Below are 12,371 nucleotides of genomic sequence, written 5' to 3'. Positions count from 1 at the left end.
ACAGCGCCGCCGCCGAGCATTCTATAGGTTTCTGGCCACGCTGTTGACGCGGATCGTCGCGCTGAGGTTTAGGGCGAGGTCATGGTGATCACGTAGTTGCCCGACTGGATCGGCTTGCCGGCGCTGTCCACCAGCAGATAGCGCTGGTCGTAATAGCGCCCGTTGCCGCTGTCTGCCACCAGCTTGACATGGGCGGCATTGACGCTGGCCACCGGCGACACATTGCTCACATCGAAGCGGCTGCCCCGGTTGGAAATGGCGCACCCGTTCAGTTCCATCACCGCGCCGCTGCGCGCATTTGTCGCACACCCAGGTTCCACGATGGCGCCAGTGAAATAAATGGTGCCCTGCCCCACTGTCTGTGCCGCAGCACAGGCACCTGCCCAGAGGCAAAACAGGCCGGTAAATACCGAAATACCTTTAACGTTCATGCCGACACTCCTTATTGGGCTCTCAATAAGGGTAGTCGTCTGGGCAGGCGTTAACTTGAGGGGATTCGGCCAAGGGTGTGACCTAGATCACGGATCCACCTGCCCCATCATCTCGGGGATGCTTTCCGGCCGCTTGGCGTAGCGCTGTGCCAGCGCCGCACACACCATCAACTGGATCTGGTGAAACAGCATCAGTGGCAGAATCAACACGCCCATGGTCGCGCCGGCAAACAGCACCTGGGCCATCGGCACACCGGTGGCGAGGCTTTTCTTCGAGCCGCAAAACAAGATGGTGATGCGGTCTTCCTGGTTAAAGCCAAAGGCCTTGCCCAGCACCGCGGACGCCACCAGCACCAGCGCCAGCAACACGCAGCACGCGACCACCAAGCCGCCCAGCTCCCACAGCGGGATCTGGTGCCAGATGCCTTCGTTGACCGCTTCGCTGAACGCGCCGTAGACCACCAGCAGGATCGAGCCCTGATCGACGAATTTCAGCCAGGATTTGTTGCGGCCCACCCACTCGCCGATCCAACGACGGGCAATTTGCCCGGCAACAAACGGCAGCAACAGCTGCACGCTGATTTTCAAGATCGCGTCGACGGTCGAGCCCGCGTCACCGTGCACATTGAGCAGCAGGGCCACCAGCAACGGCGTGAGGAAGATGCCGAACAGGCTGGAGGCCGCTGCGCTGCAGATCGCCGCCGGGATATTGCCGCGCGCCAATGAGGTGAAGGCAATCGCCGATTGCACCGTGGCCGGCAACGCGCAGAGGTAGAGCATGCCCATGTACAGGTCTTTGCCGATCAGCGGCGACAACAACGGCTTGAGCGCCAGGCCCAGCAGGGGGAACAGCACAAAGGTCAAGCTGAACACCAGCAGGTGCAGGCGCCAGTGCCCGGCACCGGCGACGATGGCCTGGCGCGACAGCTTGGCGCCGTGCAGGAAAAACAGCAGCGCAATAGCCAAGTTCGTCACCCAGCCAAAGGCCACGGCGGTCTGGCCGCTGGCGGGCAGCAATGAAGCGAGGATCACCGTGGCGATCAGGATCAGTGTGAAGTTATCGGGCAAAAAACGCGGGCGGGTCATAAGCAAATCTTCCAGGGGTTGCCAAGAGCATCGCTGCGACTCTAACCTAACGGCTTATTACCGACTAACGCCAATGAGCCAGTAAATGCCGCCTAAAGGACATGACAAGACCGTGCGGCGCAGTGTGCCCGGGCTTTCAAGCCTGCCACGGCCGGTGTATGGGCGCACCGAATCGTTGCCCAATCGTGCGCTGACCCGCCGGCACAGCCACCCGTGGGTGCAGTTGTCTTACGCGATTTCCGGGGTGCTGGAGATCCAGACCAGCGTCGGCCGCTTCGTCGCCCCGCCCCAGCGCGCGGTGTGGATCCCGGCGGGCGTGCCGCACCGAGTGTTCAGTTCGCCACACACGGAAATGCGCAGCCTGTACCTCGATTGCAGCGTCACCGCGTGGGCGGCCGAGCGTTGCCAGGTGCTGGAGGTGAGCAGTTTGTTGCGCGAGTTGATCCGCAGCTTCAGCGAGCTGCCGGTGGAATACACCGAGGATGGGCCCGATGGGCGTCTGGCCCAGGTGGTGCTGGACCAGCTTGCGGCTGCGCCCCAGGTGGACTTGATGCTGCCGTTGCCCCACGACGTGCGGTTGCGGCAGATCTATCGCAGCCTGAATCTGCACCCGGAACAGCATACGACCTTGGGAGACTGGAGCCGCAAGCTGGGGGTGAGTGAGAAGACGCTCAGCCGGTTGTTCCTGAGTGATACCGGGCTGACGTTTCGCGCATGGCGCCAGCGGCTGCGGCTGCTGAGTGCCCTGCCGGCGCTGGAACAAGGTGAGCGGGTCACGGATGTGGCGCTGGGGTGTGGGTATGAGTCGACGTCGGGGTTTATCGCAGCGTTTCGTCAGCAGTTTGATGCAACACCGGGGGAGTTCTTTCGCTGATGCTCGGGCGATGAGGATCAAAGGTGGGAGCTGGCTTGCCTGCGATAGCGGTGGGTCAGCTGGAAATATGTCAGCTGACACGGCCTCATCGCAGCATGGGTATCTACGCAACTTTTTGTGTTGCGCTAAGTTTTTGACCGGGTTTTTAGGTAGATATGAGTACATATCCGTTGCTGCGGTAACGGCTTCGTATGGTTCCGCCCTTACGGCGGGTCACTTTTGGAAAAGAGCCCCAAAAGTAACCAAAAGGGCTCTTGCCCCACCACTCGGTGCCTCGCCTAGGCTCGGCATGCCCTCACTCCGGCTTGAATCCGTGGGCCGCCGCCATGGGCCATCCTTGGCCCATCGCGGCTAACCCGGCGTCCTGCCGGGTTACCCACGGATTCAAGCCTGCGTTCGGCCATCGTGGTTTAACGGGGCGCCTCAGATCAAGATCAAGATCAAGATCAAAAGCAAGAGCACGGCGGCCTAGTAGCCGACCTGAGTGGTAGAAGCAAAAGCAGGGCAAAAGCACAGCAGAAGCAGATCTGCTTTTCTGTGGGAGCTGGCTTGCCTGCGATGCAGACACCTCGGTGTATCAGGCATAACCAGTTGATGCCATCGCAGGCAAGCCAGCTCCCACATTAGATTGAGTTCAGTTTCAGAGATCAGGTCGGCTGTCAGGCCGCCTCGGCTTCGCTTTTGATCTAACCACTCAGGTCGGCTACTAGGCCGCCGTGCTCTTGCTTTTGATCTTGATCTTGATCTTGATCTTAGGCGCCCCGTTAAACCACGCTGGCCGAACGCAGGCTTTGGAGCGGGGGTAAACCGGCAGGACGCCGGTTTAGCCGCGATGGGCCAAGGATGGCCCATGGCGGCGGCCCACGGTCCAAAGCCTGCGTGAGGGCACACCGAGCCTAAGCGAGGTGCCGAGTGGTGGGGCAAGAGCCTTTTGGTTACTTTTGGGCTCTTTCAAAAGTGACCCGCCGTAAGGGCGGAACCCATATCAGCCGTTACCGCAGCAACGGATATGTACCCCGCGCCCCCGCGACAACCAAAGAATTCAACCCCTAAAAAGATGTGTAGATACCTATGCTCATCGCAGGCAAGCCAGCCCCCACATTGTGTGTGCGTATCTGAGATCAGCTGCCATCCCCGCCATGTGCCTCTTCAAAGAAGTAATCCTTCCAGCTCCCCGCCTTGTTCTTCAACACGCCCAGCTCCTGCAACTTCTCGGCATAAATGTAGGTACGTTGCGGCACGATGGTGAAGTCGATTTCCGGGTCCTGGACGATTTTCTCCACCACGTCCAACGGCAGCTTGGATTCCTCTACGCGGATATACGCCTTGGCCGCCGCAGGCTTGTCGGCCTTGATGATCTTCTCGGCCTCAGCCAGCGCGGCGTAGAACGCCTTATAGGTTTTGGGGTTTTCATCATGGAATTTCTGTGTGGTGTAGAGCACGTTGAACGTCGCCTGCCCACCGAGAACGTCGTAGGAACTGAGTACCTTGTGCACATTCGGGTTGAGCAATTCCTGGTACTGGAATGGCGGGCTGGAGAAGTGCGAATTGATCTCCGAACCACCGGCAATCAACGCTGCCGTGGCGTCGGGGTGGGCCAGGCTGATGGAAATATCGTCGAACTTCTTGAAGTTGGCAGCGCCGAACTGCTTGGCGGTCTCGATCTGCAAGGTGCGCGACTGGAAACCCACGCCGGCGGCGGGCACGGCGATACGGTCTTTCTCGGTGAAGTCCTTGAGCGTCTTCACGTTAGGGTTGTTGGTCAGCAGGTAGTTGGGCATCGAGCCCAAGGAAGCAATGGCCTTGACGTTCTGCTTGCCCTTGGTACGGTCCCACAGCGTGAGCATCGGCGGCACACCGGCCGAGACCACGTCCAAGGCGCCAGCCAGCAGCGATTCATTCATCGCAGTGGCGCCGGAAATGCTGTTCCATTGCACCGTGATATCCAGGCCCTGCTCCTTGCCGTGTTTCTCGATCAGGTGCTGGTCGCGCACCACGTCGAGGATCAGGTAGCCGATGCCGAATTGCTGGGCAATGCTGATCTTGCCTTCGGCCTGGGCGCCGGGGCTGAGCAAGGCGCTGGCGGCGGCCAGCGACGCGGCTAAAAGGGTCAGGGAGGAACGCTTGAATGTCATGGAGGTCTGCCGCGCTTTCGAGAAGGTGATGAAGCCTAGCGGCGATGTTTAAGACAGGAAAAGAATATCGGGATCTATTGTTATGCAAATTATCCCCAAAATGCCGTGTGGCTGTTATTGTGCCGCGCTTTGAAATACACCTGCCGACCTGCGAGGAAATGGACGTTGAACACTGACGATAAAATGACCGGGGACTTGTTCGAGGTGGATAAGCGCCTGTCACTCAAGCCCGTGGTGGACTTCAACACCTACCTGCGCAGCGCGTTCGGCGACGGCCCCTGCACCTGTGTACGTTGCGCCGCCAGCAACGGCGATGAAACCGGCTACGCGTTCCAACACACGTTCAACTTCGACGGCAAACCGACCCACCGTCGCTTCGCCTCGACCGCAGGCAGCGATGTGTTGATGAAGCTCAAGCAGGCGTGGCTGTCGTACACCAAGGCCGAGTTGCCGCTCAGTGGTGTGCTGGCGTTGGACACGGTGAAAGAGTTTGTCGAGCCGCAGTTGCACCAGCGCCTGGCGCCACTGCTGCTGGCCAGTGGGTTGGCCAAGGATGTCGACGGCGTATTGCAGATCCAGCCACAAGCCCTGAGCTGAGCTGAGCTGATTGCGAGATCGCCGCCATTTACTGCGGAAGCTGGCTTGCCTGCGATAGCCATAGGTATCTACGCAACTTTTTGTGTTGCTTTTAGCCTGCGGTGGTTTAGGTAGATTGAGTACATATCCGTTGCTGCGGTAACGGTGGCTATTGGTTCCGCCCTTACGGCGGGTCACTTTTGGAAAAGAGCCCCAAAAGTAACCAAAAGGGCTCTTGCCCCACCACTCGGTGCCTCGCCTAGGCTCGGCATGCCCTCACTCCGGCTTGAATCCGTGGGCCGCCGCCATGGGCCATCCTTGGCCCATCGCGGCTAACCCGGCGTCCTGCCGGGTTACCCACGGATTCAAGCCTGCGTTCGGCCATCGTGGTTAACGGGGCGCCTCAGATCAAGATCAAGATCAAGATCAAAAGCAAGAGCACGGCGGCCTAGTAGCCGACCTGAGTGGTAGAAGCAAAAGCAGGGCAAAAGCACAGCAGCACACTCTCTGTCTGATGTACCGAGATCCAACTGTGGGAGCGGGCTTGGCTGCCAGCACCGCAGTGCTCTGCTTTTCTGTGGGAGCTGGCTTGCCTGCGATGCAAGCACCTCGGTGTGTCAGGCATAACCAGCCGATGCCATCGCAGGCAAGCCAGCTCCCACATTTGATTGAGTTTCATCTTCCAAGATCAGGTCGGCTGTCAGGCCGCCTCGGCTTGCTTTTGATCTAACCACTCAGGTCGGCTACTAGGCCGCCGTGCTCTTGCTTTTGATATTGATCTTGATCTGAGGCGCCCCGTTAAACCACGCTGGCCGAACGCAGGCTTTGGAGCGGGGGTAAACCGGCAGGACGCCGGTTTAGCCGCGATGGGCCAAGGATGGCCCATGGCGGCGGCCCACGGTCCAAAGCCGGAGTGAGGGCACACCGAGCCTAAGCGAGGTGCCGAGTGGTGGGGCAAGAGCCCTTTTGGTTACTTTTGGGGCTCTTTTCCAAAAGTGACCCGCCGTAAGGGCGGAACCCATAGCAGCCGTTACCCAAATAACGGATATGTACCCAGCGCCCCCGCGACAACCAAAGAATTCAACCCATAAAAAGATGTGTAGATACCTATGCTGCAATGGCGGTGCATCAGCCACTGATGTGTTGGCTGGCAGACCGCCATCTCAGGCAAGCCAGCTCCCCACATTCGAAGCGGCACCTAAGTGCCGCTTTGTACTACCGCCCAACGCGTTTACTTACGCGCCGCCTCCCACGACTTGAGCAAATCGCTGTAAGCCACGGTCTCGCCTTTAGGCTTCTCATTGGCCAGTTTCGGCTTCGGCGCGCCCGGCTGGTCGAACCAGTACTGAGCATCACGCTCGGGGTTCATTTTCGGGCCACACACCGGCTGCACTTTAGAGCGCTCCAGGCGCGTCATGATCGCGTCCTGTTCCTTGGCCAGGTTATCCAACGCCTGCTGCGGGGTTTTCTCACCGCTGGCAGCCGCCGCGATGTTGCTCCACCACAGCTGCGCCAGGCGTGGATAGTCCGGCACGTTGGTGCCGGTCGGCGTCCACTCGACCCGCGCCGGGCTGCGGTAGAACTCCACCAGGCCACCAAGTTTGGGCGCCAGGTCGGTCATGGCCTGGGAGTTGATATCGGACTCACGAATCGGCGTGAGGCCAACGATGGTTTTCTTCAGCGACACGGTTTTCGAGGTCACGAACTGCGCGTAAAGCCAGGCCGCGAGTTTCTGCTTCTCGGGGGTGGATTTGAGGAAAGTCCAGGAACCCACGTCCTGATAGCCCTTCTTCATGCCCTTTTCCCAATAAGGCCCGACCGGCGAGGGGGCCATGCGCCATTTCGGCGTGCCGTCGGCGTTCACCACCGGCAGGCCCGGCTTGGTCATGTCGGCGGTAAACGCGGTGTACCAGAAGATCTGCTGGGCGATGTTGCCCTGGGACGGCACCGGGCCGGATTCGGAGAAGGTCATGCCCGCCGCCTCCGGTGGTGCGTAGGCTTTCATCCAGTCCACGTATTTCTGCGTAGCGAATACGGCGGCCGGGCCGTTGGTGTCGCCGCCACGGGTCACGCTGGAGCCCACCGGGTGGCAGTCCTCCACACGAATGCCCCACTCGTCGACCGGCAAGCCGTTGGGCAGGCCTTTGTCGCCGCCACCGGCCATGGAGAACCAGGCATCGGTGAAGCGCCAGCCCAGGGACGGGTCTTTTTTGCCGTAGTCCATGTGCCCGTAGATGCGTTTGCCGTCGATTTCCTTGACGTCTTCGCTGAAGAATTTGGCAATGTCTTCATAGGCCGACCAGTTCACCGGGACGCCGAGTTCGTAACCGTATTTTTCCTTGAACTTGGCTTTCAGCTCCGGGCGCTCAAACCAATCGGCGCGGAACCAATAGAGGTTGGCAAATTGCTGGTCGGGCAGCTGGTAGATCTTGCCGTCCGGCGCGGTGGTGAAGGAGATGCCGATAAAGTCTTTGATATCCAGGGTCGGCGAGGTGAAGTCTTTGCCTTCGTTGGCCATCAGGTCGGTAATCGACTCGGTCTTGCCATAGCGAAAGTGCGTACCGATCAAGTCGGAATCGTTGACCCAGCCGTCATAAATGTTCTTGTCGGACTGCATCTGGGTTTGCAGCTTTTCCACCACGTCGCCTTCCTGCAGCAGGTCGTGGGTCAGCTTGATCCCGGTGATTTCGCTGAAGGCCTTGGCCAGCACCTTGGACTCGTACTCGTGGGTGGTGAGGGTTTCCGACACCACGTTGATCTTCATCCCACGGAACGGCTCGGCCGCCTTGATAAACCACTTCAACTCTTCGAGCTGTTGGGCTTCGGTGAGGGTGGACGGTTTGAACTCGCTGCCGATCCATTTTTTCGCCGCATCTTCATACGCATCGGCCCAGGCCGTGGCGCTCAAACCGCTGAGGGCCAGTACGGCGGCCAATGAAATGCTATGTCGCAGCTTATTGTTTTTATTCAACATAGAGACCTCCTGGTTAATTTCAAACGGGACTACAGACGCGACGCGCCCCTGAGTCTGTGCAGGCCCGAGCGTGTTGTGGCGAGGCAGCTTGCTCCCTCGCCACAACACGCTCGGGCCTGCACAGAACATGTCTAGCCCCAACGCATCACACTCAACAGCCACACCACAGACAGCGCGGACGCCGCCCAGATGCTCCAGTCGGTAACGCCGATCACCAATAAATGCAGGTAAGCGCTGCCGAGAAGACCGATAAACAAACGATCACCACGGGTGGTGCTGATCGGCAACACGCCGCGCCGCGGGATGCTCGGCGAGCGCAATTCCCACGTGGTCATGCCCACCAGCAACAGGGCAATACCGCCAAAGAACAACGCAGTGGGGGTGGTCCAGGCCATCCATTCCATCATCGACTCCTCAGACCCGGCCGAGGGCAAAGCCCTTGGCCACGTGGTTGCGAACAAACCAGATCACCAGCATGCCCGGCAGGATGGTCAACACCCCCGCCGCCGCCAGCACGCCCCAATCAATCCCTGAGGCTGACACCGTGCGGGTCATCACCGCCGCGATGGGCTTGGCGTTGACCGAGGTCAGGGTGCGCGCCAGCAGCAGCTCGACCCAGGAAAACATGAAGCAGAAAAACGCCGTCACACCGATGCCGGAGCCGATCAGCGGAATAAAAATCTTCACGAAAAACTTGGGAAACGAGTAGCCGTCGATGTAGGCGGTTTCGTCGATTTCCTTGGGCACCCCGGACATGAAGCCCTCAAGGATCCACACCGCCAACGGCACGTTGAACAGGCAATGGGCCAGGGCCACAGCGATGTGGGTATCAAACAACCCGATGGACGAATACAGCTGGAAAAACGGCAGCAGGAATACCGCCGGCGGCGCCATGCGGTTGGTCAGCAGCCAGAAGAACAAGTGCTTGTCACCCAGGAAACGGTAGCGCGAGAAGGCATACGCCGCCGGCAGCGCCACGCTCAGGGAAATCACGGTGTTCAGGCTGACGTAGTACAGCGAGTTGAGGTAGCCGGTGTACCAGCTCGGGTCGGTAAAGATCACCTTGTAGTTGGCCAAGGTGAAATCCTGCGGAAACAGCGTCAGCCCGCCGAGGATTTCGGTGTTGCTCTTGAAGGACATGTTCAACAGCCAGTAGATAGGCACCAGCAGGAACAGGATGTAGATGAGTAAGGGTATTAGCTTGCGTTTGCTCATGTTGGCGGCCTCAGCGGTTGGCGTCGGAATGGGTCATGGCGGTGTAGAACAGCCAGGACACCAACAGGATGATCAGGAAGTACACCAGGGAAAACGCCGCCGCTGGGCCCAGGTCGAATTGGCCGACAGCCATCTGGGTCAGCGTCTGACTCAGAAAGGTAGTGGCGTTACCCGGCCCGCCACCGGTGAGCACGAAGGGCTCGGTGTAGATCATGAAACTGTCCATGAAGCGCAGCATCACCGCGATCAGCAGCACGCTTTTCATCTTCGGCAACTGGATATGTCGGAACACCGCCCAGGCGGACGCACGATCAATCCGCGCGGCCTGGTAGTACACATCCGGAATCGCCCGCAGCCCCGAGTAGCACAGCAGCGCCACCAGCGAGGTCCAGTGCCACACGTCCATCACCAGCACCGTGACCCACGCGTCCATGGTGTTGGCCGCGTAGTTGTAGCTGATGCCCAAAGCGTTGAGGCTGTAACCCAGCAAGCCAATGTCGGCGCGACCGAAGATCTGCCAGATGGTGCCCACCACGTTCCACGGAATCAGCAGCGGAATCGCCAAAATAATCAGCACCAGCGACGACCAGCGGCCCTTGGTCGGCATGGTCAGGGCGATGGCGATACCCAGCGGGATTTCGATCAACAGCACGCAGGCCGAGTAGATGAACTGGCGCAGCAAGGAGTCGTGCAAACGCGGGTCGAGCAAGACCTGCTTGTACCAGTCGGCGCCGACAAAGTAGCGGCTGGACTGGTCGAAGATGTCCTGCACCGAGTAGTTGACCACGGTCATCATCGGGATCACCGCACTGAACGCCACCAGCAGGAACACCGGCAACACCAGCCACCAGGCCTTGTTGTTCTGCACCTTGTTCATGGCTGCACCTGCAGCAGATAGTCATCGGCGTAGACCATCAGCCATTGCGCGGGGAAGCTGATCGAGGCTTTGCCTTCGGGCACCGGCTTGTCTTCGGCCAGGCGCACTTTCAACGGCGCGCCGTCGAGGTTGAGGGTCATGATCTTGTAGGTGCCAAGGTCTTCGACGTGAGTGACGTTGGCCTGCAGCGCGTCAGGGTTGTACTCGTCCCACACGTGGATAAATTCCGGGCGGATGCCCACCTGCAGTTTCTTGTAGCCGGTGTCGCGGATGCGCTGCTGCAACGCCTCGGACAAGGGCAACAGCGTCCCGGCAAAACGCACCCCGCCCGCCTCGGCCTGCACCTGGATCAGGTTCATCCCCGGGCTGCCGATGAAATAGCCGACAAACGTGTGGCTGGGCCGCTCGAACAACTCGCGCGGCGTACCGAACTGCACGATCTGCCCGCCGTACATCACCGCGATTTTGTCGGCAAAGGTCGAGGCTTCGAGCTGGTCGTGGGTCACGTAGACCATGGTGATATTGAACTGCTCGTGGATCTGCTTGAGCTTGCGCCGCAGCTTCCACTTCAGGTGCGGATCGATCACCGTCAGCGGTTCATCGAACAGGATCGCCGACACGTCATCGCGCACCAGGCCACGGCCCATGGAGACTTTCTGTTTTTCATCGGCCGTGAGGTTGCGCGCCTTTTTGCTCAGCAGGTTTTGCAGGTCGAGGACCTCGGCAATTTCCTGCACCTTGCTGTGAATTTTCGCCTCGGGCATGCCTTGGTTGCGCAGCGGAAAGGCCAGGTTATCGAACACGGTCATGGTGTCGTACACCACCGGGAACTGGAACACCTGGGCGATGTTGCGTTTTTCCGGAGTCAGGTCGTTGACCACTTTATGGTCGAACAGCACCTGGCCTTCCGACGGGCTGAGCAGGCCGGAGATGATGTTCAGCAAGGTCGACTTGCCGCACCCCGACGGCCCGAGCAAGGCGTAGGCGCCGCCCTGCTCCCACACATGGTTCATTTCCCGAATCGCGTAGTCCTCAGGGCCAGCCGGCGTAGGGCTGTAGCTGTGGGCAAGGTTCTGCAAATGGATCTCGGCCATCAGGCAACCCTCGCAACACGGCGCCCAGGGGCCTGGACCAAGCGGCCCTGGCCATCGAACACAAAGAGTTTATGGGTGGGGATATACACGCGGATCGGCGCGTCGACGTCGTACTCGTGTACGCCCGGCAGGTGCAGCACCAGCAGGAAATGCTCGCTGCGCACGTGCAGGAAAGTTTCCGAGCCGCTGATCTCAGCCACCTCCACGGTGACGGCCAGCTCCAGGTCATCGTCGTTGCTCGGCACCAGGCTGATATGGCTGGGGCGCACGCCAAAGCGGAACTCGCCCTCGCCGATGGGTCGCAGGTCGACGTTGAGCGGGAAGTGCACAAAGTTGGCGAAACTCACTTCATTGCCGCTGATACGTCCGGGCATCAGGTTAATCGGCGGCTCGGAAAACAGCTCGGCCGCCAGCACCGTCTGTGGCTGGTGGTACACCTCGGCAGCCTTGCCGCTCTGGATGACACGGCCTTCATGCAGGATGGTGGTGGTGCCGCCCAGGGCCAGGGCTTCGTTGGGTTCGGTGGTGGCGTAGATGGCGATGGTATGGCGCGCCTTAAACAGTTCGCGCATTTCCTGACGCAGTTCTTCGCGCAGTTTGTAGTCCAGGTTCACCAGCGGCTCGTCAAACAGGATCAGTTCGGCGTCTTTGACCAGCGCACGAGCCATGGCCGTGCGTTGCTGCTGGCCGCCCGACAGCTCCAGCGGGTGGCGCTGCAGGAACTTCTCGATGCGCAGCATCTTCGCGGTTTCCAGCACTTTGCTCTGGATCAGCTCGTTGGACACACCGGCCTGGCGCAACGGCGAGGCGATGTTCTCGAACACGGTCATGGTCGGGTAGTTGATGAACTGCTGGTAGACCATCGACACATTGCGCAGGCGTACCGGCTTTTGCGTGACGTCCACGCCATTCATCAGGATGCGGCCGCTGTCGGGCTTGTCCAGGCCGGCCATCAGGCGCATCAGGCTGGTCTTGCCGGACAGGGTGCGGCCGAGCAACACGTTGAAGGAACCGGCTTCGAAACGCAGGTTGGCGTCGTCGATCCAGGTTTGGCCTTCGACGACGCGGGAGACATGTTCCAGGGTCAATGACATGACACGCCCTTTTTA

At 59.9% G+C, this 12,371-nt stretch carries 11 protein-coding genes; 2 read left to right on the top strand and 9 right to left on the bottom strand.

The annotated features are described in order from the left end of the window. Nucleotides 1-68: 68 nt before the first annotated feature. Nucleotides 69-431 (bottom strand): hypothetical protein, encoded by a 363-nt coding sequence (locus tag KZH41_RS12305; protein ID WP_094953424.1) that lies wholly within the window; start codon nucleotides 429-431, stop codon nucleotides 69-71. Nucleotides 432-518: 87 nt separating this feature from the next. Further along, nucleotides 519-1,517: a bile acid:sodium symporter family protein gene (locus tag KZH41_RS12300; protein WP_094953425.1), complete on the bottom strand. Its 999-nt coding sequence runs from the start codon at nucleotides 1,515-1,517 to the stop codon at nucleotides 519-521. A gap of 85 nt (nucleotides 1,518-1,602) precedes the next feature. Between KZH41_RS12300 and KZH41_RS12295 the strand changes: the two genes are divergently transcribed. Then, nucleotides 1,603-2,391 (top strand): AraC family transcriptional regulator, encoded by a 789-nt coding sequence (locus KZH41_RS12295; RefSeq protein ID WP_263274886.1) that lies wholly within the window; start codon nucleotides 1,603-1,605, stop codon nucleotides 2,389-2,391. Nucleotides 2,392-3,512: 1,121 nt separating this feature from the next. Here the strand turns inward: KZH41_RS12295 and KZH41_RS12290 are convergent. Beyond that, the gene (locus KZH41_RS12290) at nucleotides 3,513-4,526 is read right to left on the bottom strand and encodes an ABC transporter substrate-binding protein (RefSeq protein ID WP_263274885.1); all 1,014 of its coding nucleotides are present in this window, start codon (nucleotides 4,524-4,526) and stop codon (nucleotides 3,513-3,515) included. A 165-nt stretch (nucleotides 4,527-4,691) separates the two neighbouring features. On the opposite strand from KZH41_RS12290, the gene KZH41_RS12285 reads away from it, so the two are divergent. After that, complete coding sequence (locus KZH41_RS12285; RefSeq protein ID WP_242155556.1) at nucleotides 4,692-5,123, top strand: hypothetical protein; 432 nt, start codon at nucleotides 4,692-4,694, stop codon at nucleotides 5,121-5,123. Between the two features lie 1,210 nt (nucleotides 5,124-6,333). Here the strand turns inward: KZH41_RS12285 and KZH41_RS12280 are convergent. The 6 genes from KZH41_RS12280 to KZH41_RS12255 form a co-directional block, all read right to left on the bottom strand. Next, the gene (locus tag KZH41_RS12280; protein ID WP_263274884.1) at nucleotides 6,334-8,076 is read right to left on the bottom strand and encodes an ABC transporter substrate-binding protein; all 1,743 of its coding nucleotides are present in this window, start codon (nucleotides 8,074-8,076) and stop codon (nucleotides 6,334-6,336) included. 131 nt (nucleotides 8,077-8,207) lie between these two features. Then, entirely contained in the window at nucleotides 8,208-8,480 is a 273-nt protein-coding gene (locus KZH41_RS12275; RefSeq protein WP_094951503.1) for a DUF2160 domain-containing protein, read from the bottom strand. 10 nt (nucleotides 8,481-8,490) lie between these two features. Continuing rightward, on the bottom strand, nucleotides 8,491-9,291 hold the full coding sequence (locus KZH41_RS12270; RefSeq protein WP_003232361.1) for a carbohydrate ABC transporter permease: 801 nt from the start codon (nucleotides 9,289-9,291) through the stop codon (nucleotides 8,491-8,493). A 10-nt stretch (nucleotides 9,292-9,301) separates the two neighbouring features. Beyond that, a complete protein-coding gene (locus tag KZH41_RS12265; RefSeq protein ID WP_025858174.1) occupies nucleotides 9,302-10,168 on the bottom strand; it encodes a carbohydrate ABC transporter permease in 867 nt (288 codons plus the stop codon). Further along, nucleotides 10,165-11,262 (bottom strand): ABC transporter ATP-binding protein, encoded by a 1,098-nt coding sequence (locus tag KZH41_RS12260; RefSeq protein WP_263274883.1) that lies wholly within the window; start codon nucleotides 11,260-11,262, stop codon nucleotides 10,165-10,167. The genes KZH41_RS12265 and KZH41_RS12260 overlap by 4 nt, the downstream gene beginning before the upstream one ends. Next, on the bottom strand, nucleotides 11,262-12,356 hold the full coding sequence (locus KZH41_RS12255) for an ABC transporter ATP-binding protein (protein WP_090402916.1): 1,095 nt from the start codon (nucleotides 12,354-12,356) through the stop codon (nucleotides 11,262-11,264). The genes KZH41_RS12260 and KZH41_RS12255 overlap by 1 nt, the downstream gene beginning before the upstream one ends. Nucleotides 12,357-12,371 lie beyond the last annotated feature (15 nt).

The organism is Pseudomonas sp. YeP6b, assembly GCF_025642995.1.
In the GTDB taxonomy this organism is placed as follows: domain Bacteria; phylum Pseudomonadota; class Gammaproteobacteria; order Pseudomonadales; family Pseudomonadaceae; genus Aquipseudomonas.
This window is presented reverse-complemented; position numbering and strand designations above follow the sequence as displayed.

Coding starts and splice junctions, on each gene's coding strand:
- KZH41_RS12270 (WP_003232361.1), bottom strand. CDS start 9,291: ATGAGCAAACGCAAGCTAATACCCTTACTCATCTACATCCTGTTCCTG.
- KZH41_RS12260 (WP_263274883.1), bottom strand. CDS start 11,262: ATGGCCGAGATCCATTTGCAGAACCTTGCCCACAGCTACAGCCCTACG.
- KZH41_RS12280 (WP_263274884.1), bottom strand. CDS start 8,076: ATGTTGAATAAAAACAATAAGCTGCGACATAGCATTTCATTGGCCGCC.
- KZH41_RS12255 (WP_090402916.1), bottom strand. CDS start 12,356: ATGTCATTGACCCTGGAACATGTCTCCCGCGTCGTCGAAGGCCAAACC.
- KZH41_RS12275 (WP_094951503.1), bottom strand. CDS start 8,480: ATGGAATGGATGGCCTGGACCACCCCCACTGCGTTGTTCTTTGGCGGT.
- KZH41_RS12305 (WP_094953424.1), bottom strand. CDS start 431: ATGAACGTTAAAGGTATTTCGGTATTTACCGGCCTGTTTTGCCTCTGG.
- KZH41_RS12300 (WP_094953425.1), bottom strand. CDS start 1,517: ATGACCCGCCCGCGTTTTTTGCCCGATAACTTCACACTGATCCTGATC.
- KZH41_RS12295 (WP_263274886.1), top strand. CDS start 1,603: ATGCCGCCTAAAGGACATGACAAGACCGTGCGGCGCAGTGTGCCCGGG.
- KZH41_RS12265 (WP_025858174.1), bottom strand. CDS start 10,168: ATGAACAAGGTGCAGAACAACAAGGCCTGGTGGCTGGTGTTGCCGGTG.
- KZH41_RS12290 (WP_263274885.1), bottom strand. CDS start 4,526: ATGACATTCAAGCGTTCCTCCCTGACCCTTTTAGCCGCGTCGCTGGCC.